The sequence below is a fragment of the Pseudomonas sp. I8001 genome (assembly GCF_013385345.1).
Lineage (GTDB): Bacteria > Pseudomonadota > Gammaproteobacteria > Pseudomonadales > Pseudomonadaceae > Aquipseudomonas.
The window spans coordinates 191788-213759 of sequence record NZ_JACAQC010000032.1; the positions used below are offsets into that span (position 1 = coordinate 191788).

A 21972-nucleotide genomic window follows, 5' to 3' on the forward strand; every position below is an offset into this window, starting at 1 on the left:
CCTGCGGCCCAACTGTGGTAGGCTTTGCCGGTTCGCAAAGGGGACGGCCCAAACCCGTGTTTGAAGATCGGTGTTCCTGCTCCCGTCCCTGCATCTGCCTTCAGGAGTTCCCATGCGCTTGACCCAGATTTTTGCCATCGCAGCCATTGCGTTGGTCTCAACCTTTGCCGTCGCCGACGACGCCGCAGAGAAGACAATCCGCAAGAGCCTGGAAGCCCTCCAGCTCGACACCCCGATTGAAAGCATCAACGCCAGCCCGATGGCCGGCCTGTACGAAGTCAAGCTCAAGGGCAGCCGCGTGCTGTACGCCAGTGCCGATGGCCAGTACATCGTCCAGGGCTACCTGTTCCAGCTCAAAGACGGCAAGCCCGTGAACCTCACCGAGAAAGCCGAGCGCCTGGGCGTGTCCAAGCTGATCAACGGTATTCCGGTGGCTGAAACCGTGGTTTACCCGGCCATCGGCGAAACCAAGACCCACATCACCGTGTTCACCGACACCACCTGCCCGTACTGCCACAAGCTGCATGCCGAAGTGCCTGAGCTGAACAAGCTCGGCGTTGAAGTGCGCTACGTGGCGTTCCCGCGCCAGGGCCTGGGTTCGCCGGGTGACGAGCAGTTGCAAGCCGTCTGGTGTTCGGCCGACAAGAAAGCGGCCATGGACAAGATGGTCGATGGCAAGGAAATCAAGGCCGCCAAGTGCGCCAACCCGGTTTCCAAGCAGTTCGCCCTCGGCCAGTCGATTGGTGTGAACGGTACGCCGGCCATCGTTTTGGCTGACGGCCAGGTGATTCCGGGCTACCAGCCTGCGCCGCAAGTTGCCAAACTGGCACTGAACGCAAAGTAAGCATTATCGTCGAGCCTTGACGATCATGATCCGCCGACAGTTCGGCGGGTCATTAATAGAGAGCCGCAGTTGTGCGGCTGTTTTCACGGCCGACCTTGAGTCGGCCGTTTCATGGGGAGTTCTTCAGTGAAACCGGTCAAAGTAGGCATCTGTGGGTTAGGGACCGTCGGTGGCGGCACCTTCAACGTACTTCAGCGTAACGCTGAAGAAATTTCCCGCCGTGCAGGGCGTGGGATTGAAGTGGCACAAATTGCCACGCGTACGCCAAAGCCTCAGTTCCAAACGACCGGTATTGCGATTACCAACGATGTCTTCGAAGTCGCCACCAACCCTGAAATCGATATCGTCATCGAGCTGGTAGGCGGCTACACCGTGGCCCGCGAGCTGGTGCTCAAGGCCATCGAAAACGGCAAGCATGTGGTCACTGCCAACAAGGCGCTGATTGCCGTGCACGGTAACGAAATCTTCGCCAAGGCCCGCGAGAAGGGCGTGATCGTGGCATTCGAAGCCGCCGTGGCCGGTGGTATCCCGGTGATCAAGGCGATCCGTGAAGGCCTGTCCGCCAACCGTATCAACTGGGTGGCCGGCATCATCAACGGCACCGGTAACTTCATCCTCACCGAAATGCGCGAGAAGGGCCGTACCTTCGAAGACGTGCTGGCCGAAGCCCAGGCCCTGGGTTACGCCGAAGCCGATCCGACCTTCGACGTGGAAGGCATCGACGCTGCCCACAAGCTGACCATCCTGGCGTCCATCGCCTTTGGTATCCCGCTGCAGTTCGACAAGGCCTACACCGAAGGCATCACCAAGCTGACCACCGCCGACGTGAACTACGCCGAAGCCCTGGGCTACCGCATCAAGCACCTCGGTGTGGCGCGCAGCACCCCGGCCGGTATCGAGCTGCGTGTGCACCCGACACTGATCCCGGCCGACCGCCTGATCGCCAACGTCAATGGCGTGATGAACGCCGTGATGGTCAACGGTGACGCTGCCGGTTCCACCCTGTTCTACGGCGCCGGCGCCGGCATGGAGCCGACCGCTTCGTCTGTGATCGCCGACCTGGTGGACGTGGTGCGTGCCATGACCAGCGACCCGGAAAACCGCGTACCGCACCTGGCCTTCCAGCCGGACTCGCTGTCGGCCCACCCGATCCTGCCGATCGAAGCCTGCGAAAGTGCCTACTACCTGCGCATCCAGGCCAAGGATCATCCGGGCGTGCTCGCTCAGGTGGCCAGCATCCTGTCGGAGCGCGGCATCAACATTGAATCGATCATGCAGAAGGAAGTCGAAGAACAAGACGGCCTGGTGCCCATGATCCTGCTGACCCACCGTGTGCTGGAGCAGCACATCAACGACGCCATCGCCGCGCTTGAAGCGTTGCAGGGCGTGGTTGGGCCGGTGGTGCGGATTCGCGTCGAACACCTGAACTAATCGTTTTGCGGCAAGGGCCCCACGCGTTCGGCGGCCCTTGTTCAAGCATGCTCTAGAGGAGCCAGTCATGCGTTATATCAGCACCCGCGGCCAGGCACCGGCCCTGAATTTCGAAGACGTTCTGCTGGCCGGTCTGGCCACTGACGGCGGCCTGTACGTGCCGGAAAACCTGCCACGCTTCACCCAGGAAGAAATCGCTTCGTGGGCCGGCCTGCCGTACCACGAGCTGGCGTTCCGGGTCATGCGCCCGTTCGTCACCGGCAGCATCCCGGATGCGGATTTCAAGAAGATCCTGGAAGAAACCTACGGCGTGTTTTCCCACAGCGCCATCGCCCCGTTGCGTCAACTGAACGGCAACGAATGGGTCCTGGAGCTGTTCCACGGCCCAACCCTGGCGTTCAAGGATTTCGCCCTGCAACTGCTGGGTCGCCTGCTGGACTACGTGCTGGAAAAACGCGGTGAGCGCGTGGTGATCATCGGCGCTACTTCCGGTGATACCGGCTCGGCGGCGATCGAAGGCTGCAAGCACTGCGAAAACGTCGACATCTTCATCCTGCACCCGCACAACCGCGTGTCGGAAGTGCAGCGTCGGCAGATGACCACGATCTTCGGCGAGAACATCCACAACATCGCCATCGAAGGCAACTTCGATGACTGCCAGGAAATGGTCAAGGCCAGCTTCGCCGACCAGAGCTTCCTCAAGGGCACGCGCCTGGTGGCGGTGAACTCGATCAACTGGGCGCGGATCATGGCCCAGATCGTCTACTACTTCCATGCTTCCCTGCAGTTGGGCGGCCCGGCGCGTTCGGTGTCGTTCTCGGTGCCAACCGGCAACTTCGGCGATATCTTCGCCGGTTACCTGGCACGCAACATGGGCCTGCCGATCAACCAGCTGATCGTCGCCACCAACCGCAACGACATCCTGCACCGCTTCATGAGCGGCAACCAGTACGTCAAGGAAACCCTGCACGCCACACTGTCGCCGTCGATGGACATCATGGTCTCGTCGAACTTCGAACGCCTGCTGTTCGACATGCACGGTCGCAACGGTGCTGCCCTGGCCGGCCTGATGGACAGCTTCAAGCAAGGTGGCGGTTTCAGCGTCGAGCAGGAGCGCTGGACCGAAACCCGCAAGCTGTTCGACTCCCTGGCGGTGGACGACGCAGAAACCTGCGAGACCATCGCTGAAGTCTACGCCCAGACCGGCGAGCTGCTGGACCCGCACACCGCCATTGGCGTCAAGGCCGCGCGCGAATGCCGCCGCAGCCTGGACATCCCGATGGTGATTCTCGGCACCGCGCACCCGGTCAAATTCCCGGAAGCGGTAGAGAAGGCCGGGGTTGGCAAGGCGCTGGAATTGCCGCCGCACCTCACCGACCTGTTTGAGCGTGAAGAGCGTTGCACGGTATTGGCCAATGACCTGAAAGCGGTACAGGCGTTTGTCAGCCAGCATGGCAATCGCGGCAAGCCACTCTGAGCCAACGGCTTTGCGTGGTGGATCAAGCCCGTCTTCGTGACGGGCTTTTTCATTCTGGCGAGCCATACTTGCGCGGCGACCAACAAGAATAATCAAGGAAACCCAACCGGTGTATTTATCGACCCGAGCACACGCGTGGCTGGCATGTGTGCTGCTGCTTGGCCATGGTTCGGCAAGCCTCGCGGCTGTCAGCCTGCCGTTCAAGCTGGTGCCGGCGTTCATTGCCCTGAAGCCCATGCCCCTGACGGTCAGCGAGCAGCAATGGCTGGCGGCCCATCGGCCACTGAGAGTGGGCATTTCGATTGATGACTATCAGCCGATCGATATCACCCGCGACCGCAATCGCTACCAGGGCATCAGCGCCGATTACCTGAGCCTGATCGGCGCGCGTCTGCATGCACCGATGCAAGTCCTGGGTTTTGCCGAGCGGGCGCAGGCGGTGGAGGCCCTGCGGAGCGGCGCCATCGATATTCTCACCAGTGCCAACGGTTACGAGCGTGATGTGTCGGGGTTGCGCTTTACCGAAGACTACATGCCGGACCGCTCGGTGGTGGTCGTGCGCCGGGATGACAGCACCCAGAACGAGGACCTCAAGGACAAGAAGCTGGTGTTGCTGGACGGTTACGCCAACGTCAAGAACGTCCATCAGGCGTATCCCGGCAGCCACATCATGCTGGCACCGAATCTCTACAGTGGCCTCGAAGCGCTGAAGCAAGGTGATGCCGATGCGTTTATCGGCAACGAAGTGATCGTGCGCGCCTATAAATCGCTACGGCCCTACCTGGGCTTGCAGATCAAGGTGGAAAGCCGGCTGGCGCCCATCGGCTTTGCCTTTGCCACGCGGGAGGCCGACCCGCTGTTGGGGACGCTGATGGACCGGGCGCTGGCGAGTATTGATGAGTCTGTGCGGCGGGAGATCCTTGCGCGCTGGACCACCGGACTGGGGGTGGGCATTGCCGCCGAGCGCATCGCCTTGTCGGCCCCGGAGCGGGCCTGGGTACTTCAGCATCCGCATGTGGTGGTGGCGTCCCAGCAACTGTCTCCCTATGTATTCAAGGACAAGGACGGCCAGTGGGTGGGGCTGAATGTGGACTTGCTCAACCGCATTTCACGCATGACCGGCCTGCAGTTCGTGATGGAGGAAGTGTCCTCCACGGCACAGACCCTGGGGTTGCTGGAAACGGGCAGGGCGGACATGAACACCACCCTGGCCGAGAATCAGGAGCGCAAGGCCTTTCTCGATTTCAGCCATGGGTTCGGGGGCTCAGGCTGGGTGTTTATCCAGCGCGCTGACGCACCGCCAGTGGCCAGTTTGAGCGAGCTTTCAGGCAAGGTGCTGGCGCTGCCGGCACGCCATGTCCTGGAGGGATATATTCGTCGCGAGCACCCCGGGATCAAGCTGCAATCGGTGGATAACTACGTCCAGGCCCGGGAGCTGGTAACGCAGGGGCGCGCGGCGGCGACTATCCAGAGTGAAGTGGAAGTGCAGAGTTACCCGGCCGATGAGTTGCGCATCGGCCGCAGTGTCGAGGGCAAGTGGTCGGCCAACAGCCTGTCGGTGCGCAAGGATCAACCGGAACTGCTGAGCATTTTGAACAAGGCGCTGGAAGCGCTGCCGGTCGCGGAATTGAGCGCCCTGCGTTTGCGTTGGCTGGGTAGCGTACCCGTCCCGGTGCCGGCCTGGCAGCGGGTGCCGCCATGGGCCTACTGGACGGTCGCCATGGCGCTGCTGTTTGTGCTGGTGTCCCTGGCCTGGAACAGCCGGCTCAAGCGCCAGATTCGCCAGCGCCTCCAGGCCGAGCAGCGGCTCAACGACCAGTTGGCGTTCAAGCGCGCGCTGCTGGACGGCATGCCCAACCCGGTATTTGTGCGTGATCTGGAAGGACGCCTGGTGACCTGCAACACCAGCTATGAACAACAGTTGAACACCCGGCGCGAGCAGATCCAGGGCCTGACGCTGATGGAAAGCGGGCTGATGCCTGACGCTACGGCCGCGCGCCTGCATGCCGGCCACATGGAGCAATTGGCGAGCCAGCAGTCGCTGTTCGTCGACCGGCAGCTGGAGTTCAATGGCGGGGCGTTTCATGTGTATCAGTGGACGGTGCCGTTCTTCGACGCCAAGGGCCAGCTCCAGGGTTTGCTCGGTGGCTGGGTCGATATCAACGAGCGCAAGGTCCTGGAGCTCCAGCTGATGGATGCGCGGCAGGCCGCTGACGAAGCGAACTACGCAAAAAGCGCGTTTCTCTCGACCCTGAGCCACGAGATTCGCACGCCGATGACCGCCATCATCGGTCTGCTCGAGCTGGAGCAGGAGCGTGCCCAGGCTGAAGGCAAGCCAGTGTCTGAAGCCCTGCGAGTGGCCCATCGCTCGGCGCGTGAGTTGATTGCCCTGATGGGTGACAGCCTCGACCTGGCCAAGATTGAAGCCGGTCATCTGCAACTGGCGCCGCAGGCCACTGACTTGAAAGGTTTCTTCGAGGGCATACAGCGCTTGTTCGAACCCATGGCGCAGAAAAAGGGCCTTCACCTGACCCTGGCATTCGACCCGAGCGCGCAAGGGTATTACTGGTTCGACCCGCTGCGCCTGCGTCAGGTTATCCATAACCTGTTGGGCAACGCGCTCAAGTTCACCTCGCGCGGCGAGGTTCGGGTCAGTGTTGTGCGCAAGCTTGACCCGGCGGGGGCCGAATATTTGCACCTGTGTGTGGAGGACAGCGGGCCGGGCATTGGCGTCGAGCAGCAGGCGCGAGTGTTCAAGCCGTTTATCCAGGTCAGCGCGCGGACGGCTGCCGAGCACGGCGGCACGGGACTGGGCTTGAGCATCTGCCAGCAACTGGTGGAATTGATGGGAGGCAGCATCACCCTGAGCAGCGTGGTGGGAGAGGGCACGGTGGTGTGCATCGACCTGTACCTGGATCGGGTCAGCAGTGACGACGTGCCAGCATCTGCCGGTGTACCGCTGCTGGTCGCCGGCCGCAACCTGTCGGTGTTGGTGGTGGATGACCTGCCGGCCAATCGGCTGGTGCTGGTTCAGCAGTTGCAGTTCCTGGGTCATCAAGTAGTGGCCGTCGACTCGGCCGAAGCGGCCTTGCAGCGTTGGCATCATGAGGTGTTTGACGTCATGGTCACCGATTGCAATATGCCGGGCATGTCCGGCTACGCCTTGAGTGAGGCCATCCGCCGGCTTGAAGCCCAGGAGCAACGGCCACGCCTGGCGCTGGTGGGGTGCACGGCGAATGCCCAGGATGATGAACAGCAGCGCTGCCGGGAGGCGGGAATGGATGAACTGCTGGTCAAGCCCGTGACGCTTGAGCACTGGACGCGTGTGCTCGCCCGCGTCGTGCCTGCACGCTCTTTCAGCATCCAGACCCTGCGCACCATGACCCAGGCCGACGGACCGGTTTTGCAGCGGATGCTGCAGGAGTTGGCGAGGAGCCTTGAGCAGGAGCATAACCTGATGGCCTCCGCCATGGCGGACCACGACCAGGTCCGGCTGGCCGCCTCGCTGCACCGCCTGAAGGGCATATGCTGCCTGGTGGATGCGTTGCCGCTGGCCAAGGCCTGTGTGGCGCTGGAAGGGTGTATTCGGGAGCAGCGCAACGCTGAGATTGAAATGCATTGGTTAGCGCTGCGCGAAGCATTGATCGAATTCCAGGTCGAGCTTGAGGCTTATCTGGACCCGTCCGAATAAGACATGTCCTATGGGGAAGGCGCGGGGTTTTTATTAGTCTGTGCACCCTCGCTTCTCCCCGGTAACGTTTTTCATGCGCTCCCTCAACGTCCTGATCCTCGAAGATAACCCGTTCCAACTGATGGCCCTGCATCAGATGCTCAACGCCAACGGCGTATTCAATGTACGCACGGCCGAAACGGTCGACGCCGCTCGCCAGTCACTGGAGAGCAAGGGCGCGGTGGACATCGCGATTTGCGATCTGTACCTGGAGCAGGGTGATGGCCTTGAGCTGATTCGGGAAATGGCCGAGCGCCGCCAGGCTCAGGTGTTGATCCTGCTGAGCAACGCCGAGCCGGATGTGCTGGAAGGCGTGGCGCACATGGCCCGACAGTTGGGGCTCAACGTGCTCGGCTGCCTGCCCAAGCCGGCGTCGGCAACGCTGATCGGGAAAGTCCTCGAGGCGTGCCGGGAGCGCTTGCGGCCCGGGCCGCCGGTGGTGTCCTGGGAGCGGGTGCGCCAGTTGCTGGACTTGAGCGAATCCGAGCAGTTGCCGCCTTCGGCGGATCTGAGCCAGGCCGCTATAGCCCGCTGCGGCACGGTCTGGTATCAGCCCATTGTCAGCCAGGCGGGCGCGTTGCAAGGTGTTGAAGCGCTGGCCCGCTGGCAGCTTCCTGACGGCGAGTTGCTGTTGCCTGACGCGTTTCTGCCGGTGCTGGAGTTTGCCGGAATGGAAGAGGCGTTTACCTGGCACGTGCTGGAACAAGCGCTGGGCCAGGCGGCACACGTCATGCGCGAAACCGGGCAGGTGCTGCCGGTGGCGGTGAATATCCCGGGGCGGATGCTGGAGCGTCCGCACTTTCCCCAAGTGCTGCAAGGCTTGCTGCAACTTCACGGCGTGCCCGCCCGTGGCCTGACCCTGGAACTGGTGGAAACCTCGCGCCTGAACACCGACAGCGCCCACGTCACCGGCTTGCTGCGTTTGCGGATGATGGGGTGCAAGCTGTCCATCGGTGATTTCGGCGTGGGCGGCACCAGTCTGCAACGCTTGCTGGAATTGCCCTTCAGCGAATTGAAGATCCCGCCGGCGTTTGCCAGCGGCATGGCCAGGGACGATCGCAAGGCGGCAGTGGTTGCCGGCGCCATGAGCATGGCGAGGCGACTGGGTGTGGGTGTGGTGGTAACCGGGGTTGAAAGCGCCGCCGACTATCACGCGGTAAGTGAACTGGGGGCTGCGTGGTTGCAAGGCTGCTTTATCGCCGGCCCCATGGACGCCGAGGCGCTGAAGCAGTGGATCGCGTTTCAGGCTAGGCCAGCCCGTGTTCCTGCACATAGATAAACAGCGCGGCGTCGTTGCTCAGGCCCAGCTTGCGCATGGCGCTGACCTTTTGTGCACTGACGGTTTGCTTGCTGCGATGAAGATTCGCGGCGATCTCGCCTACCGTCAGGCCGCCGGCCAGCAGGCGGATGACTTCCAGTTCACGGGGTGAGAGTTGATCCTGGGAGTGCACACGCTCGACGCCTGCCAGGTTCAGTGACTGACTGATGGTCTGGGCCACATAACGTCGCTGCTGGCGCACCTGACGGATTGCTTCAGGCAATTCGTCTGCGAGACTGGCCTTGCTCAGCAGGCCCATGACACCCAACTCCAGGATGGCGTGGAACAGGCCGGCGTTGTTCAGCATGGTCACCACCACGATGGGCAGGCCCGGGTGATGCCGGCGCAGTTGTTCGATCAGGCGCAAGCCGTCGGCCTGGGGCTCGGCGGGCATCATGAAGTCGGTCACCAGAATGTCGCAGGCACAACGTTGCAGCAGTTCGCCAAGGGCCTGGGGTGAGTTGGCTTCACCGACGATGGTTAGCCTCTCGTCACGTTCCAGGACCGCCCGCAGACCGATGAGGAAAATCGGGTGGTCGTCGGCGAGGACGATGCGCAATGGCTTGTCAGACGTTTCGTTCAATACAGGCTCCCGGGGTAATTCGGGGATTCTAGCCTGTTAACGCAGGAGAGGGTCTGATGGTGCGGTTTACAAAGGTGTAAAAAACGCCGCGTTCCCGTCCGTGGGTCAGCGGCGTTTTTCGTTTCTGGCAGGCCCGGCCGGAGCGATCGTTTAGGCGAGTAGTTTTTGCGCCACTGCCATTACGGTTCCGACAGCCGTGAAGAAGCCGATGGCGATACCAACGGGATACCAGAAATTCTCTCGGGTTATCTTGTGGGACTCTGCGTTTAGCTTGCGTTGCTCGGCATAAATTCTGGATATGTCGGCGTGAATCTTCTCTAGTATTGCCTGCTCTTTTTCGTGTTCCAGCATGGTCTTCGTCCTTCGCAACGGGGCCTTTTGGTATGCGCTGTTTATCGATGTGCCGGCATGATCAGCGCTCACCGAGTATAGGATTCACCCTCGGCATCAGCGCCAAAACGGCAACTCATTGAGTAAGCAGTTATGTGCTGCCGTTTTTTGCTTGTCATGTTGCAAGCGCATGCTGGACACGTCATCCCCCGGCAACCCTTGAAAGACGAAAAAGCGAACTTTCCTACGACGCAAATAGTCACTTAGGATAGATGCAGCTCCCGTTTACACGATTGTTTCCGAACTATTGAGTGGTGATCGAGATGGAAAGTATCAGCCTATTGCTCGGTGAAGCACTGAGCCCTTATCAGGTCACGCTGACCACCTCGGGTGTGCAGGGCGAATGCCTGGTGACCGTAAAGAATCCGGCCGGTGCCATCGTGGTCGAACGAGAAGTCGACCAGGCACAATTGACCGACAAGCGTGCATTGGTGGATGTGGTGGACTGTTTGCACCGCGACTTGATGATTGCCGAAGGACGCCTGGAACCCTCGGTCATGGCGGCCCTGCGCAATGCGGCCCTGACTCGGCCGATCGCCTGCGCATGAAGATTTATTTTTGTTGGGAACCTTCCTACGGCAAGGTGAGTCAGATTTTGTAACAGCGAGATCAAGCATTGTGCTCCGGTGCTTGTGGCTCGTTGTTACTGGTCTTTTTAGGCCCTTATTAACCCCGAGTTGTCTCCCCACTGCTCGGGGTTTCTTTTTGCCTGCGATTTGTCATGGGCTCGGGGCATCCTGGAAAAACGTCGGGTGGTCTTGCAGGTATTGCTCACGCATGACCGGGTCGAGCCATGAGGCGTAGGACTGTCGCAGTTGCTCCTGCGGGATCTCGCGCAGCACCTGATTGATCCGCTCGATAGCCGTGCGGCCTGAGGCGTTATCCGTGCAGGCAATCCGGGTCAGTTGATAGGGCGGGGTGCCTTTGATGGGGTAGAAGATCAGCTCTTGTGGATCAATGCCTTGTTGCAGCGCCTGGTAGCGCACTTCTGTCCAGTAACCCAGCACCGCTTCCAGCCGCCCCTTTCGTTGCATCTGCAGCAGGCTGCCGAGGGCGTCATTGCCGTAATGTGGCGCCAGTTTGTGAGCACTGGTGTGCTTCAGCGCTTCATCGATGATGGCGCCGTAGCTGCGTTCGGCGATGATGCCAAGGCGCGCATCCCGTGCATTCAAAAATGCCTCCAGGTCGAACCGTCCATCCACCACAAACGGCGCCAGCAGCGCCCGCTGACCCTGGCGGATCGTCACCCCGTTGCTCACGGCCGCGAAGGCCTGGGCGGAAAACACGATGGTTTTAGCGCGCTCCGCCGTCCACAGCAGGGACGGGTCGCAGGTAAGCGTGCCGGGGTCGCGGAGCATCTGCATGCCGCGCGCGCGGTTCACGTGGAGGATCTGATGTCGATACTCCGGCATGTGTTCGGCGAGTATCGGCAGCAGTTGGTCGAGGGCGCCCTGGCCTTTTTGCGGGCCTTCGAAAATCGTCACTGGCGGCAGGTCACGCAACAGCCAGATCAAGGTTTCCTGGGCCTGGCTCGACAGTGGCCAAGTCCCGAGCAGTGAACCCAGGAGGCAGAGTCGAATGATGAAGCGCCGGCCCATCAGATCGCGCCGTTCTCACGCAGGCGGGCAACGGCGGCCGCGTCGTAGCCCAATTCAGCGAGCACCACGCTGTTATGCTCGCCCAACTGCGGTCCGACCCACTCACAGCTGCCCGGTGTGTCCGACAGTTTGGGCACGATGCCGGGCATCTTGAAGTCCTTGCCGCCCGGGAGCTGCGCCTTGAGGAACATCTCGCGGGCGAGAAATTGCGGGTCTCCCAGCATGTCTTGCGCGCTGTAGATACGGCTGGCGGGCACTTCGGCCTTGTTCAGCTGTTCCACCACTTGCTCAAGCGGCAGCGAGTTGACCCAGCGATCAATCACCCCGTACAACTCATCGCGCCGGCTGTCGCGGCCATCGTTGCTGGCCAGTGCCGGGTCGTTGGCCAGGTCGTCGCGACCAATGGCCGACATGAAGCGCTTGAAGATCGCGTCGCCATTGGCGCCGATCTGCACATGCTTGCCATCTTTGCTGGTGTGGATCGAGGAGGGCGTGATGCCGGGCATGATGTTGCCGGTGCGCTCGCGGATAAAGCCGAACACGTCGAACTCCGGGATCATGCTCTCCATCATCGCGAAGATCGCCTCATACAGCGCCACATCCACCACCTGGCCGAGCCCGCCATTCACTTCACGATGACGCAGGGCCATCAGCGCCCCGATCACGGCCCACAACGCCGCGATCGAGTCCCCGATGGAAATCCCGGTGCGCACCGGCGGGCGGTCCTCGAAACCGGTGATGTAACGCAGGCCCCCCATGGATTCGCCCACCGCGCCAAACCCTGGCTGGTCCTTCATCGGCCCGGTCTGGCCAAAACCCGAGAGGCGCACCATCACCAGTTTCGGGTTCAGGGCGTGCAAGGTTTCCCAGCTCAGGCCGAGCTTTTCCAGCACGCCAGGGCGAAAGTTCTCAATCAAAATGTCGGCATCCGCCAACAGTTGCTTGAGGATTGTCAGGCCGTCCGGGTGTTTCAGGTTCAGGGTCAGGGATTTCTTGTTGCGCGCCTGCACAAACCACCACAGCGAGGTGCCTTCATACAGCTTGCGCCACTTGCGCAGCGGGTCGCCGCCATCCGGGGATTCGACCTTGATCACCTCGGCGCCGAACTCGGCGCAGATGCGCGACGCAAACGGGCCGGCGATCAAGGTGCCGAGTTCGATGACTTTCAGGCCGGCAAGTGGTTTGGCGGTAAACGACATGAGGAACCTTTCGGGCAGGGCAGGGATGTGAGCCTTTTAACATAGGCGAGTGGCGCAGTGATAAGGATGATGCAGCGCAGTATTCGTTGAATCACCTCGCCATCGGTTAGACTTGCCGCCTTTCCCTGTCTCTAGAAGTCCGTTCATGGCCCAGCCGTCCACGACCTACAAGTTTGAACTCAACCTCACCGACCTTGACCGTTCGGTGTACGAGAGCGTCAAGCAGACCATCGCCCGCCACCCTTCGGAAACCGAAGAGCGCATGACCGTGCGTTTGCTGGCCTACGCGCTTTTCTACAACGAGCAGCTGTCTTTCGGTCGTGGCCTGTCAGATGTAGACGAGCCGGCGCTGTGGGAAAAAAGCCTGGATGATCGCGTCCTGCACTGGATCGAAGTCGGCCAGCCGGACGCGGACCGCCTGACCTGGTGTTCCCGCCGTACCGAACGCACGACCTTGCTGGCCTACGGCAGCTTGCGCGTCTGGGAAGGCAAAGTGGTGCCGGTGGCGAAGAACCTGAAAAACGTGAGCATCGCCGCCGTCCCCCAGGAGATCCTGGAAGTGCTGGCCAAGGACATGCCCCGGGTGATCAAGTGGGACGTGATGATCAGCGAAGGCACGATCTTCGTGACTGACGACCGTGGCCAGCACGAAGTCCAGCTGGAATGGCTGGCTGGCGAGCGCGGCTGAAACGTCGATAACTGATTGGACGCTGGTCGAGTGTGGGAGCTGTCGAGCTTCAGCGAGGCTGCGATGCAGGCGCTGCGGTCTGACAGGTACACCGAGGTGATCCCATCGCAGCCTCGCTGGGGCTCGACAGCTCCTACAAGGGATCACCGCTAATTTTCAACATTAAAGAGAAGTTTCCGTCACCCCATGCGTATCGATCCTCGCCCGTTGCCCGCCGTCCTGCCATTCCTCGGTGAATTGCCACCGTTGTTGACCCGTCTCTACGCCGCACGCGGGGTGCAATCGGAAGCCGAGCTGGATAAAAGCCTGGCGCGGCTGATCCCGTATCAGCAGCTCAAGGGCATCGATGCCGCGGTGGACTTGCTGGTGACGGCCCTGGAGCAGCGCCAGCGGATCCTGATCGTGGGTGACTTCGACGCCGACGGCGCCACCGCCAGCACCGTGGGCACCCTGGGCCTGCGCTTGTTGGGCGCCGCCCATGTCGACTACCTGGTGCCCAACCGTTTCGAATACGGCTACGGCCTGACCCCGGAAATCGTCGCCGTGGCCCTGCAGCGCCAGCCACAGCTGCTGATCACCGTGGACAACGGTATCTCCAGCGTCGAAGGCGTGGCGGCCGCAAAAGCGGCGGGGCTCAAGGTGCTGGTTACCGACCACCACTTGCCGGGCGACGAACTGCCCGCAGCCGACGCCATCGTCAACCCGAACCAGCCGGGCTGTGAATTCCCCAGCAAGGCCCTGGCGGGTGTGGGCGTGATCTTCTACGTGCTGATGGCCCTGCGTGCGCGCTTGCGCAGCTTGGGTTGGTACGAGAACAAGCCGCAGCCGAATATCGGCGAACTGCTGGACCTGGTGGCCCTGGGCAGCGTGGCCGACGTGGTCCCGCTGGACGCCAACAATCGCATCCTGGTCTACCAAGGCCTGGAACGCATTCGCGCCGGTCGTGCCCGGCCGGGGATCAAGGCGATCCTCGAAGTGGCCAAGCGCGATCACGCCCGCATCACCTCCACCGACCTTGGTTTTATCCTCGGCCCGCGCCTGAACGCCGCCGGGCGCCTGGATGACATGAGCCTGGGTATCGAGTGCCTGCTCACCTCGGATTTCGCCGCCGCCCGGGAAATGGCCGCGCAACTGGACGGCATGAACCAGGACCGCAAGTCCATCGAACAAGGCATGCAGCGCGAGGCCCTGGCCCAGCTCAAGGACTTGCCGGTGGAGTCGATGCCGTATGGCTTGTGCCTGTTCGACCCGGAATGGCACCAGGGCGTGATCGGCATCCTTGCCTCGCGCATGAAAGAGCGTTACTTCCGCCCGACCATCGCCTTTGCCGACGCCGGTGACGGCCTGCTCAAGGGCTCCGGGCGCTCCGTGCCGGGTTTTCATATCCGTGACGCGCTGGCCGTGGTGGCCAGCCAGCACCCAACGCTGATCGCCAAGTACGGCGGCCACGCCATGGCGGCGGGTCTTACCTTGCCCGAGGCCAACTTCCCACTGTTCGCCGAGGCCTTTGACGCCGAAGTGCGTCGGCAACTGCGCGAAGAAGACCTGACGGGCCGGCTGCTGTCCGACGGCACCCTGGCGGTTGAAGAGTTTCACCTGGAACTGGCCCGCGCCCTGCGCAACGCCGGGCCGTGGGGCCAGCATTTCCCAGAGCCGTTGTTTCACGGGGTGTTCCAACTGGTGGAGCAGCGCGTCGTCGGCGAGCGCCATCTGAAGGTGGTGCTCAAGAGCGAGTGTGGATCGGTGAAGCTCGATGGCATTGCTTTCGGCATCGACCGCGAGATCTGGCCCAATCCCACCATTCGCTGGGTGGAACTGGCCTACAAGCTCGACGTGAACGAGTTCCGTGGCCAGGAAACCGTGCAACTGATGATCGCGCATATCGAGCCGCGCTGAACCCTGTGCAATCCTCTGTTGTCGACTAGTCTCTAAGCACTGTGTGATCGGTCTTGTGACCTTGTCTTATTTCAGCCCGCCGGGGACGGGTTTTTCGTCGACCTTTCAAACAGAACCCTGGAGCCTGCCCACTGCATAAAAGAGGTGCCCCATGAGTCTGCTGCTTGAACCCTATACCCTGCGCCAACTGACCCTGCTCAACCGCATCGCCGTGTCACCAATGTGCCAGTATTCCAGCGTCGATGGCCTGGCCAATGACTGGCACCTGGTGCACCTCGGCAGCCGTGCCGTCGGTGGCGCCGGGCTGATCTTTACCGAAGCCACCGCCGTGACTGCCGATGGCCGCATCACCGCCCAGGACCTGGGCCTGTGGAACGACGAACAGATCGAACCGCTGCAACGCATCACGCGCTTTATCAATGCCCAGGGCGCGGTGGCGGGCATTCAACTGGCCCACGCCGGGCGCAAAGCCAGCACGCACCGGCCATGGATCGGCAAGCACGGCAGCGTCAAGCCGGAAGATGGCGGCTGGGTGCCGGTGGGCCCCTCGCCGATTGCCTTCGATCCGCAGCACACTTCCCCCAAGCAACTCGATGAAGGGCAGATCCAGCAAGTGATCGCTGACTTCGTCGCTGCCGCCAAGCGCGCGTTGACCGCCGGTTTCAAAGTGGCGGAAATCCATGCCGCCCATGGCTACCTGTTGCATCAATTTCTTTCGCCCCTGAGCAACCAGCGCCAGGACCAGTACGGCGGCTCGTTCGAAAACCGCATCCGCCTGGTGCTGCAAGTGACCACGGCGGTGCGTGAGGCCTGGCCGCAAGAGCTGCCGCTGTTTGTACGGGTCTCGGCCACCGATTGGGTCGAGGACGGCTGGAACCCGGATGAAACCGTCGAACTGGCGCGCCGCCTGAAAGACCTGGGCGTCGACCTGATCGACGTCTCCTCGGGTGGCACCGCGGCCAATGCGGAAATTCCTACCGGGCCCGGCTACCAGACCCGCTTTGCCGAGCGTGTGCGCAAAGAGTCGGGAATCGCCACCGGCACCGTGGGCATGATTACCGAGCCCGCCCAGGCCGAGCACATCTTGCGTACCTGTCAGGCCGATATCATTTTCCTCGCCCGTGAACTGTTGCGTGACCCGTACTGGCCACTGCATGCCGACGATGACCTGGGCGGGCGCAAAGCCACCTGGCCGGCCCAGTATCAGCGGGCTACGCATCGCGACCAGCCGATTCATGAGTCGGACTTGCGGGATTAACCTTGCGTAGGAAAACGCCTGAAGCTAATGTCGAAACTATGACTCTATTACTGAACGCCTCGATTATTCCCACCCTCCAGGAGAGGGTGGGCTGACGCGTGCTGGAAAAGCATGAAAAACCCGCCCTTGATCCGGCGGGTTTTTTATTGCCCGCCGATCACCGGCCAAGCCCTGCGACACAAGGAGAAGCTCATGTTGCACCTGATCTGCGGCAAAATCGCATCCGGTAAATCGACCCTGACCCAACAGTTGTCGCAGGGCTCCCAGGCGATCCTGATCAGTGAGGATGAGTGGCTGTCACGCCTCTATCCCGGACAAATTCACGCCGTGGGCGACTACGTGCGCTGCACCGGCCACCTGCGTGATGCGTTGACGGCGCATATCATCGCGTTGCTCGGGGCCGGCCTGTCGGTGGTGCTGGATTTCCCGGCGAACACGTTGGCCAGTCGCCGCTGGATGCGCTCACTGTTCGAAGGCGCAGGCGCTGACCACCAATTGCATTACCTGGACGTACCGGACGAGGTCTGCAAGGCACGCCTGCGTGCGCGCAACGCGGCGGGTACCCACGCGTTCGAAACCAGTGACGCCCAGTTCGACTTGATCACCGGCTATTTCGAAGCACCGACACCTGCGGAAGGCTTCAACCTTGTTCACCATCAACCCTTGGAAGCACAGCATGTTGATCAAGCGTGACCTGACCGAAAAGGACCTGCCGTTGCTGGCGCTGATTGACCGTACCGAACGGATCGAGGCGTGCTATCGCGTGGAGCACGGGGAGTTGCTGCTGTACCCCGAGCACCACGACATGCGCGGCTGGCCCGAAGGCGAAGCCGAGCAGGATGCCGTGGCCTTGCAGGCGTGCCTGAAGCGCGGAGGGTGGCTGCACGGAGTGTTTGACGATGAGAAGCTGCTGGCGGCCGTGGTGCTGGACAACCGGGTTATCCTCAACCAGGGCCTGCGTATGCGCCAGCTCAAATTCCTGCATGTGAGCCATGGGGCCCGTGGCCTGGGCCTGGGTGGCCAGCTGTTTGCCCTGGCCTGTGAACACGCCCGCGCAGCCGGGGCCGAGGCGTTGTACGTATCGGCCACGGAATCGCGCAATACGGTGGAGTTCTATCTGCGGCTCGGCTGCCGGTTGCTCAAGCAGCCGGATCCCGAGCTGTTTCAACAGGAGCCGCACGACATCCACCTGTACCGGCCGCTTGTGGGATAACGCTGTAGGTCATTGCCCTGCAAGCGTTTTTTTAAGTGATTACTCTAAAAAAGTCCCACGCCCTGCAAGATAGTTTCTACGCTTAAGGTAAGCATGATTTCTGGCCCAGGAAATCAGCTTGTTGATCCTCGCAGGTCGCATCGCGGGATGGGGTTATGGGCAACCAGGAGCAGTTGATTGATACGAGGAGACAGTCCATGGCCAAGTCCTATGGTGTAGCGGGGGTGTTGTCGTCTTTTCTGGCCCGCAGGATGTCGCTGCGCAGCCGGCGCCTGAGTTCGGACGAAGAGCAATTGCTGGAACAGTACCGCGCCCTGACCGAGAGTGATCAGGTGGCGATGCGGTACTTGATTGGGGCGATGAAGAGTATTTCGCGGTTCTGAAGATCCCGAAGGGGCGTTCCCACGCGAGCGTGGGAACGTTCGGTATCAGGTGTACTTGCGCTTGTCTGGTGCAGGTGGGAAGTATTGGTACAGCCAGGTTTCGCTCAAGGTGCGGTCCTGGGTGCGGATGAACAGCCGCAGTTCAACCGGCTCGACGCTGTCGCTGGTCGGGTACCAGTCAAACAGAATTCGATAGCCCTTGATGGCATCCAGTACCAACACGCTGAAGTCTTTGACCTCACCATGGGAGCAGGTCACCACCGGCTCGATCCCGGTGCCTTCAGGCAAACGATCCAGCCCGCCGCCGTTGAAGTCCACGGCAAAGCGCCGCGCCCAGACTTCGGGGTAGTGCTCGCCCGGCGCCCAACCTTCGGTGAAACCGCCCATGCCCGAACGGGTGGCATTGACCTGCGCCAGTGGCGTGCTGACCGGCGGCAGGGCGCTCCAGTAGAGCTTGTAGCCGTAGTTCAGGGATTCGCCGGCAGCGACGGGCTTCTTCGGGGTCCAGAAGGCCACGATGTTGTCCAGGGTCTCGCCGGTTGTAGGAATTTCCAGCAGATCGATAGAGCCTTCGCCCCACGCGGTTGTAGGTTCTACCCACAGGCTTGGGCGTTTGCTGTACCAGTCCACCGTGTCCTGATAGCTGGCGAACTCATGATCGGTCTGCACCAGGCCGAAGCCTTTCGGGTCGGTGTCGGCAAACGCGTTGAATTGCAGGGTAGCCGGGTTGTTCAGCGGGCGGCAGATCCACTCGCCATTGCCGCGCCACATGGCCAGGCGATCCGAGTCGTGGATTTGCGGGTGAATGGTGTCGCACATCCGCCGCTCAACGGTGCCGCAGCTGAACATGCTGGTCATCGGTGCGATGCCCAGTTGCTCGATGGCGGTACGCGCATTGATATGGGCGTCGATGGCCATTACCACCTGGTTGGCCTGGCAGTCGATATCGAAGCGATAGGCACCAGTGGCGCTCGGCGAATCCAGCAGGGCGTAGACCACGAAGCGGGTGCTGTCCTTGTCCGGGGTTTCGAACCAGAACTTGGTGAAGTCCGGGAATTCCTCGCGCTTTTTCGCGTAGGTGTCGATGGCCAGGCCGCGTGCAGAAAGGCCGTACTGGCCGGTGGAATCCACCGCACGGAAGTAGCTGGCGCCGAGGAAGGACAGCACGTCGTGGCGGTCCAGTTCCGGGGCCTTGAACAGCTTGAAGCCGGAGAAACCCAGGTCACCGGTCAGCTGCTTGGTGTCTACCGTGGTTTTTTCATAGTTGAACAGCGAAGGGCGGAAGTGCACCTCGCGGGCCTGGCGGGTTTTCGGGTCGACGCTGTACATGCGCACCGGCGTCTTGAAGCCCATGCCGACGTGGAAGAACTGCACGTCCAGTTGGCCGTTCAATTCTTTCCACAGCGAATGCTTGCCGTCGTAGCCGATGGCGTTGAAATTCTGCGGGGTCATGGTCGCCAGGGTCGGCGGCAATACCTGCTTGGTGTCCTGGTAGCGATTGCTTGCCAACTGCTTGGCCTGGATCTTCAGGGCCTCGAAATCGAAGGCCTGGGCCTCGCCATCAGCGGCGCGGTTGCCCGCCCAGGCCTGGGCGGCCAGCAGGCCACTGGCCGACAGACCGGTGTAAGCCGCGATGGCCATGGACGCTTTGAGCAAATTCCTGCGGTGCATAAATACAACCTGTCGTGAACAATCCCGCGCCGTTCCTGGCACGTGCTGGATCAAGGAAAACGGTTCGGACATGCCTTCGGCCAAACGCAACGGACATTAAACAGATACCAAATAGCTTAAGCGGTTCGGTGCGCAAGGAAAAATGATTGATGGCGGGTTGATGGCGCTGCATATGAAACAAGACGTTTCTGTGGAAACCGTGTGGCGAGGGAGCTTGCTCCCGTTGGGGCGCGAAGCGACCCCAAACCAGACGATCGAGATCCTTCAGGGATATCTCGATCGCCTGGTTTGGGGCTGCTGCGCAGCCCAGCGGGAGCAAGCTCCCTCGCCACAATAACCTCTTCAGGAACGCCGGGATCAGCCCACTTCGCCTACCGCTCGATATGCCTCATCAATCGCCGCATGGGCATACGCGCTCCACGCGGCATCCGAGTTGGCGATGCTCACATGTCCCACCGGCTGGCGCGCCAGGTCCTTCAGTTTTTCGCTTTCATCGGCATCGTCAAACAAGCTGTTGGAGAAGGTCGCATAGCCGTGTGACCAACGGTTGACAGTGATCGCCAGAATGTCGGTCTGGTGGTTGAAGCCACCCGGGCCGAGCATGCGCTGCAGCTGATCCCGCAGTTGCGCTTCCAGTTGTTCAAATGTCTGCCCATACAACTTGCCCCGCCCGGCGCGGGCCTGGTCGCGGCCGTTCATGCCGCTGTTGGGGCTGGTGGGCACGTACACCATGTGCAAACCAATTGGCTGCGTCGGGTCGCGCGGGTGCTCGTAGCCGCCCATGCTCACCGGGTAATCCAGCTTGATCCGGCTGTAAGGCTGGGTCGCTGCATAAATCTCGTGCACCCCCAGCTTCTGGAACGACGTCCAGTTGCGTACCACCACTTTGGTGTAGACCAGCGGGTACTTCACGTTCTGGCTCAGGGCCTGGGCTTGTTCTGCCGGCAGATCGCGCAGCAGGTACGGGATCATCATGTTGTAGCAGGCCAGGATGCAGCGTTTGCCGCGGACCTGTGCGAGTTGGCCGCCACGACTGTAGCCGATGTGCACACCGTCACCGACGTTACGCACACTGACCGCAGTGCTGTTCAAACGCACCCGCACCGGCGTCCTGGGCTGATCAAGCCTGGCGTAGTCAAACGGCGCCAGCACGATGTCATCCATGGTGTGCCCCGGTGCCACTGCCGGAATCAGGCTGCGCACCAGCAAGCGTGCCAGCGAGGCGTTGCCGTCGGGGAAGTGGTAGATGTAGGGTTCTTCCATTTCTGCGGCGGCTTCTTCGCTGATCGGTGCCAGGTTCATTCCGCCGAAGCCAGGGAAACCCACGCTATAGGCATCAGCCGACGCCACCGCGTCGATACTCAAGGCCATGAAGTCGTTGGTGCGGCTTTGGAAGTACTTCACCGCGCCTTCCGAGAGTCCTACGTTCTTGAGCAGGAAATCGCGGTAGCTGGTGGTCGCGAGGTACTCGGCCTTTTCCTCGGCAGTCTTGCCCGGCAGGTAATCCTTGGGCGCGACGTGCAAGGCAATCAGCGCCTGACGGTCGGTTTCCGGCAGCGGGAAATCATTGATGAAGTCGCTGATGGAGCGCGCATGCAACTGGTCCGGGGCGATGTCGTCGGCGACCATCGGCGTCGGGTCGCCGGTCACCAGTTTGTCTTCGCCAAAGTTTTCCTTGTCGAAGAACACCCCACGGGACAAACCCAGGCCCGGGTAGAACTGGCGGTCGAAGGCGGTTTCGAAGCGCTTGATGTTCACCCCGAGTTTTTTCAACAGCCCGTTTACTTCCTTGCTGTAAAGATGATTCGGTGACTGAAACGCTTCGCTGCCGCCGTAGCCGATGATCAGCCGGCCACCGGCCTGGAACTCATTGCGCTTGGCGTGGCCGCCGAAGTCGTCGTGGTTCTCCAGGATCAGGATCTTCGCCTTCGGGTGCTTCTCACGGTAGAACCACGCCGCCGACAAACCGCTCAAGCCACCGCCGACCACCACCAGGTCGTAGTCTTCGGTGATCGGCAGTTTATCGGTGTCGAAGGCCTTCTTTTCCCAGCCCATCTGGTGGGCAACTTCGAATGAGCCGACATGGCTGCCGCGCAAGCCGGTGAGGGCGGGCGGGTAGTAGCGGCCATCGGGAGCGGCCTGGAGGATTTGCAGCGGGGTCATACCGGCGGCAATCGTGATAGCGACGCCGTTGAGGAAGTCGCGGCGGGTGATGTCCATGGGAACCTGCGAATTATTTATTGTTATTAGGAGAGCCCCTGTGGGAGCGGGCCGTTGTGGCGAGGGAGCTTGC

At 61.6% G+C, this 21972-nt stretch carries 18 protein-coding genes; 12 read left to right on the top strand and 6 right to left on the bottom strand.

The features are described from left to right. Nucleotides 1-112 precede the first annotated feature (112 nt). From dsbC to HX839_RS21705, 5 genes are all read left to right on the top strand, one after another. A complete protein-coding gene (gene dsbC, locus HX839_RS21685) occupies nt 113-844 on the top strand; it encodes a bifunctional protein-disulfide isomerase/oxidoreductase DsbC (RefSeq protein WP_003209582.1) in 732 nt (243 codons plus the stop codon). 126 nt (nt 845-970) lie between these two features. Continuing rightward, on the top strand, nt 971-2275 hold the full coding sequence (locus HX839_RS21690) for a homoserine dehydrogenase (protein WP_003209580.1): 1305 nt from the start codon (nt 971-973) through the stop codon (nt 2273-2275). Nucleotides 2276-2342: 67 nt separating this feature from the next. Then, nucleotides 2343-3752, top strand: coding sequence for a threonine synthase (thrC, locus tag HX839_RS21695; protein WP_003209579.1), 1410 nt, complete (start codon nt 2343-2345; stop codon nt 3750-3752). Between the two features lie 109 nt (nt 3753-3861). Beyond that, entirely contained in the window at nt 3862-7443 is a 3582-nt protein-coding gene (locus tag HX839_RS21700) for a transporter substrate-binding domain-containing protein (RefSeq protein WP_177067672.1), read from the top strand. 73 nt (nt 7444-7516) lie between these two features. After that, nucleotides 7517-8761, top strand: coding sequence for an EAL domain-containing protein (locus HX839_RS21705; RefSeq protein WP_177067673.1), 1245 nt, complete (start codon nt 7517-7519; stop codon nt 8759-8761). Here HX839_RS21705 and HX839_RS21710 read toward each other — a convergent pair. Both HX839_RS21710 and HX839_RS21715 read right to left on the bottom strand, forming a co-directional pair. Then, the gene (locus HX839_RS21710) at nt 8730-9383 is read right to left on the bottom strand and encodes a response regulator transcription factor (RefSeq protein WP_003209573.1); all 654 of its coding nucleotides are present in this window, start codon (nt 9381-9383) and stop codon (nt 8730-8732) included. The genes HX839_RS21705 and HX839_RS21710 overlap by 32 nt on opposite strands. 150 nt (nt 9384-9533) lie before the next feature. Further along, nucleotides 9534-9734: a hypothetical protein gene (locus HX839_RS21715; protein ID WP_003209572.1), complete on the bottom strand. Its 201-nt coding sequence runs from the start codon at nt 9732-9734 to the stop codon at nt 9534-9536. A gap of 302 nt (nt 9735-10036) precedes the next feature. Here HX839_RS21715 and HX839_RS21720 point away from each other — a divergent pair, with 302 nt between their 5' ends. Then, nucleotides 10037-10321, top strand: a complete 285-nt coding sequence (locus HX839_RS21720; protein WP_003209570.1) for a DUF3509 domain-containing protein — start codon at nt 10037-10039, stop codon at nt 10319-10321. 171 nt (nt 10322-10492) lie between these two features. Here the strand turns inward: HX839_RS21720 and HX839_RS21725 are convergent, their stop codons facing one another. Further along, a complete protein-coding gene (locus HX839_RS21725) occupies nt 10493-11371 on the bottom strand; it encodes a TIGR02285 family protein (protein ID WP_003209569.1) in 879 nt (292 codons plus the stop codon). After that, complete coding sequence (locus HX839_RS21730; RefSeq protein WP_177067674.1) at nt 11371-12570, bottom strand: CaiB/BaiF CoA-transferase family protein; 1200 nt, start codon at nt 12568-12570, stop codon at nt 11371-11373. Before HX839_RS21730 ends, HX839_RS21725 begins: the two co-directional genes overlap by 1 nt. Before the next feature lie 145 nt (nt 12571-12715). Here HX839_RS21730 and HX839_RS21735 point away from each other — a divergent pair, with 145 nt between their 5' ends. The 6 genes from HX839_RS21735 (at nt 12716) to HX839_RS21760 (ending at nt 18008) form a co-directional block, all read left to right on the top strand. Then, on the top strand, nt 12716-13258 hold the full coding sequence (locus HX839_RS21735) for a YaeQ family protein (RefSeq protein WP_003209567.1): 543 nt from the start codon (nt 12716-12718) through the stop codon (nt 13256-13258). A 186-nt stretch (nt 13259-13444) separates the two neighbouring features. After that, nucleotides 13445-15154, top strand: a complete 1710-nt coding sequence (gene recJ / locus HX839_RS21740; protein ID WP_008438230.1) for a single-stranded-DNA-specific exonuclease RecJ — start codon at nt 13445-13447, stop codon at nt 15152-15154. A gap of 151 nt (nt 15155-15305) precedes the next feature. Continuing rightward, a complete protein-coding gene (locus HX839_RS21745; RefSeq protein WP_003209564.1) occupies nt 15306-16412 on the top strand; it encodes an NADH:flavin oxidoreductase/NADH oxidase in 1107 nt (368 codons plus the stop codon). Between the two features lie 192 nt (nt 16413-16604). Continuing rightward, entirely contained in the window at nt 16605-17105 is a 501-nt protein-coding gene (locus HX839_RS21750) for an ATP-binding protein (protein WP_177067675.1), read from the top strand. Continuing rightward, nucleotides 17089-17625 carry a GNAT family N-acetyltransferase gene (locus tag HX839_RS21755; RefSeq protein WP_102368201.1) on the top strand — a complete coding sequence of 179 codons (537 nt, stop codon included), beginning with the start codon at nt 17089-17091 and terminating at the stop codon, nt 17623-17625. Before HX839_RS21750 ends, HX839_RS21755 begins: the two co-directional genes overlap by 17 nt. A gap of 197 nt (nt 17626-17822) precedes the next feature. Next, nucleotides 17823-18008, top strand: coding sequence for a hypothetical protein (locus HX839_RS21760; RefSeq protein WP_003209560.1), 186 nt, complete (start codon nt 17823-17825; stop codon nt 18006-18008). A 45-nt stretch (nt 18009-18053) separates the two neighbouring features. On the opposite strand, the gene HX839_RS21765 is transcribed toward HX839_RS21760, so the two are convergent. Together HX839_RS21765 and HX839_RS21770 are read right to left on the bottom strand one after the other, a co-directional pair. Next, nucleotides 18054-19679, bottom strand: a complete 1626-nt coding sequence (locus HX839_RS21765; protein WP_102368202.1) for a glucan biosynthesis protein D — start codon at nt 19677-19679, stop codon at nt 18054-18056. Between the two features lie 357 nt (nt 19680-20036). Beyond that, on the bottom strand, nt 20037-21899 hold the full coding sequence (locus tag HX839_RS21770) for an NAD(P)/FAD-dependent oxidoreductase (RefSeq protein WP_134325817.1): 1863 nt from the start codon (nt 21897-21899) through the stop codon (nt 20037-20039). Nucleotides 21900-21972 lie beyond the last annotated feature (73 nt).